Source organism: Microcoleus sp. M2_D5 (assembly GCF_036701935.1).
Classification (GTDB): Bacteria; Cyanobacteriota; Cyanobacteriia; order Cyanobacteriales; family Microcoleaceae; genus Microcoleus.
Window position 1 is genome coordinate 24081 of sequence record NZ_JAUBRP010000082.1, and the last position, 2997, is coordinate 27077.

General features: G+C 44.6%; 4 protein-coding genes. 1 reads left to right on the forward strand and 3 read right to left on the reverse strand.

What is annotated here, in order from left to right; all coding sequences use genetic code 11:
* Positions 1 to 85 precede the first annotated feature (85 nt).
* From QUA50_RS25065 to QUA50_RS25075, 3 genes are read right to left on the reverse strand one after another with little or no spacing between them, the layout of a single operon-like run.
* Positions 86 to 256 carry a YqaE/Pmp3 family membrane protein gene (locus QUA50_RS25065; RefSeq protein ID WP_333259816.1) on the reverse strand — a complete coding sequence of 57 codons (171 nt, stop codon included), beginning with the start codon at positions 254 to 256 and terminating at the stop codon, positions 86 to 88.
* A gap of 39 nt (positions 257 to 295) precedes the next feature.
* Positions 296 to 1240, reverse strand: coding sequence for a fused MFS/spermidine synthase (locus tag QUA50_RS25070; protein ID WP_333259819.1), 945 nt, complete (start codon positions 1238 to 1240; stop codon positions 296 to 298).
* Positions 1230 to 1538, reverse strand: a complete 309-nt coding sequence (locus QUA50_RS25075; protein ID WP_333259822.1) for a hypothetical protein — start codon at positions 1536 to 1538, stop codon at positions 1230 to 1232. Before QUA50_RS25075 ends, QUA50_RS25070 begins: the two co-directional genes overlap by 11 nt.
* 315 nt (positions 1539 to 1853) lie before the next feature.
* On the opposite strand from QUA50_RS25075, the gene QUA50_RS25080 reads away from it, so the two are divergent.
* Positions 1854 to 2924: an ATP-binding protein gene (locus tag QUA50_RS25080; protein WP_333259826.1), complete on the forward strand. Its 1071-nt coding sequence runs from the start codon at positions 1854 to 1856 to the stop codon at positions 2922 to 2924.
* Positions 2925 to 2997: the final 73 nt, after the last annotated feature.

Here is a 2997-nt window from a genome sequence, read left to right on the forward strand (position 1 = left end):
ACAGGTTATTAGTTGGGTGGGGGCGGGTTTTTGAGAGTGTCGGTTTCAGGCAATTATGGTTGGTGGAACCCGCCCCTACATTAGATTAACCTCGATCGTGCTTAGCAATCACCCAAACAGCGTGAATGATGCCGGGAATAAAGCCCAAAAACGTGAGAACCAGGTTGATCCAAAAATCCGTACCGATGCCAACAGTCAAAAATACGCCCAGAGGGGGAAGAAAAATTGCAGCGACTATGCGAATCAAATTGCTCATCTCAGTTACTCCAAACGAGTTTTCTCTTTCAATTTAACTTCACTGACCGACCGAACCTTTCCCGAAAAACTTAGGCGGTGCTGCCATAGTGTAAACTTCGGTTTCAGCGGCGATTACCTGCCGCAAATGACCGGGAAGCTGCATCAACCCCAACAATGTAATTCCGTCGAACATCCGCAACCCGCCGGTGGTTTTATCGGCGAGTAATTTGTCAGTAACTTCGGGATCTGGTCGCGTATTTATTTCTTGATTAGAAGCTACCGCAAAACCCCAAGGAGCTCCATAAGTAGAAATAAAGCTGGTGCAGGATTGAACGTTGGAGAAAACTGATTTCAGGGTATTTACAATGCGAGCGTGCATTTTCATTTCTGCCGGAGAAACGGGGCCCGCTTGCACTACGAAATATCCGTTAGGTGACATTACGCTGCGAACTTTCTCAAAATACTCCTTGGTAAACAACTGGAAAGATGGGCCTTCTTCAATGGGATCGGACAAGTCAGAAATGACAATATCCCAATCATTGTCAGTTTTATCTAAATAGTCCAAAGCATCGCCGATTACTACTTCGCAGCGGGGGTCGTCAAAGGCGTTTTGGTGCATTTCGGGCAGGTGTTCGCGGCAAGCTTCTACTACTTCGCCGTCAATGTCGATCATCACGACTTTTTCAACTGTTTTCCAGCGCAGCACTTCTCTAATTGTAGCTCCTTCTCCGCCGCCGAGAACGAGGACTTTTTTGGGGGAACCGTGACAAATCATGGCTGGGTGAACCAGCGGTTCGTGGTACAGAAACTCGTCGCCCGTACAAGATTGCCACTTGCCGTCCAAAACTAAGCCTTTGCCGTAGGTACCGGTCTGAACCACGTACATTTCTTGATAGGCTGTTTTCTTGTAAGCGAGCACCGCGATGATGCCGTGAACGTAAATATCCCAGGGGGTAATGTACTCGCTCATCCAAAAGTCTGCACGAACTTCGCTACCTGACATCAATTACTCTCCAAATATAAACTGCTGTGTCGATGTTGTCACAAGTAGTAGTTCTTAGCACACAATGGTGCGGGTGCGTAAGTACGATCGACACATTAAAGTGAGATTTTTCAGCAATGGTATAGTGTGATTGCGTTCTGGGAACTCGGAAGCGCCTTGGCACTTGAGATTGCTTGTGGACGATCGCGCCCCCCGTCGATCGCACTTTTCCCATCGCCCCCGGTCGATCGCACTCACATTTAATATTTTGGTCGGCAACGCCGGCGGGTTTTGTACAAAGGTTGTCTGAATCTGGCAATTTTTCGCGCTGGGCCCGCCTTTATAAGTTTGCGATCGGCCAGCTTATTGATGGACAATCCGATGAAAACCCCGCAAATGCGAGAGCGGGGAATAAAAGTAGCGATCTGTTTTAACGAGATTTGTTATTAATATGTTGACATTTTGAATGTATATTAGATAAGATTTTTAGAGCGAGCCAACTAAAGGAACTGTTGAATTTTTCGGACAAAATTGCCGAGGCGATGGGGGCAGAAATTTTAACTAGGTAAAGGGTGCAATTAAATTTATTAATAAAACTGTTCAGACACTATTTTCAGGTTCAAAATAATAGCCGATGGAACCAACAGACTGGGAAAACCGAATCAAAGAGCTGGAAAACGAAAATCGAATCCTGCGGAAAAAGCTCAAACAATCGGAAAGCGAATGCAACCAATTAGAAGCCCTCAATCAAAAAAAAGAATCTTGGCTAAAAATACTCACTGAGGAATTTAGAGATTCCGAAAATATTTTAAAAGCAAGAATGTCTACACTAGAAAAAGCTCTGGAAAAACAGCAAACAATGCAGCTCAAATTGATAGAAGCCGAAAAAATGTCGGCTTTGGGCATTTTGGTAGCTGGTATTGCCCACGAAATCAACAATCCCGTCAACTTCATCTACGGCAATATTACCTATGTCAATGACTACGCAGGCGACATTTTAAAATTGCTCGCAATGTACCAGGATCGCTATCCCGAAACAGATGCAGAGATTGAAGAATTTCTGGAAAAAATTGACATCGACTTTCTGCGCGAAGATTTGTTGAAAACTCTTTCCTCAATGAAACTTGGCTCCGAGCGCATCCGCGAGATTGTGTTGACTTTACGCAACTTTGCGCGGGTAGATGAAGCTGAAAAGAAACCAGTTAACATTCACGAAGGCATTGACAGCACCTTGTTAATATTGCAACATTTAACCAAAGAACAACCCGGTCATTCGGCTATAAAGTTTATTAAGAATTATGGAGATTTGCCCAAGGTGGAGTGTTATGCTGGGCAATTAAACCAGGTGTTTATGAACATCATTAATAATGCTGTTGATGCCCTGCGGGAGCGAGAGCAAAAGTCTTCAGTGGACGATATCGAAGCCAACCCTATCCAGATGACAATTACTACTTCTATTATTTCCGATAATTGGGCAAGAATTAGCATCAAAGATAATGGTCTGGGAATGAATGAATCTGTAAAAGCAAAAATTTTCGATCCGTTTTTTACCACCAAACCAGTTGGGCACGGGACGGGTTTGGGACTGTCAATTAGCTATCAGATTGTTGTGGACAAACACGGCGGGAGGTTAGAGTGCATCTCCGCAATTGGAGAAGGGACTGAATTGGCGATCGAGATTCCGATCGCCAATTCCCGCAGCTAAGGATCGCGAATTAAATAACTTACAATTTTAATTGTTATTGTGGGATGGGCGTCCCGCCCGTCATGAGTGGACG

Bases quoted from the DNA above. Each gene is read 5' to 3' on its own strand.
- QUA50_RS25065 (WP_333259816.1), bottom strand. From the start codon at position 256: ATGAGCAATTTGATTCGCATAGTCGCTGCAATTTTTCTTCCCCCTCTG.
- QUA50_RS25080 (WP_333259826.1), top strand. From the start codon at position 1,854: ATGGAACCAACAGACTGGGAAAACCGAATCAAAGAGCTGGAAAACGAA.
- QUA50_RS25070 (WP_333259819.1), bottom strand. From the start codon at position 1,240: ATGTCAGGTAGCGAAGTTCGTGCAGACTTTTGGATGAGCGAGTACATT.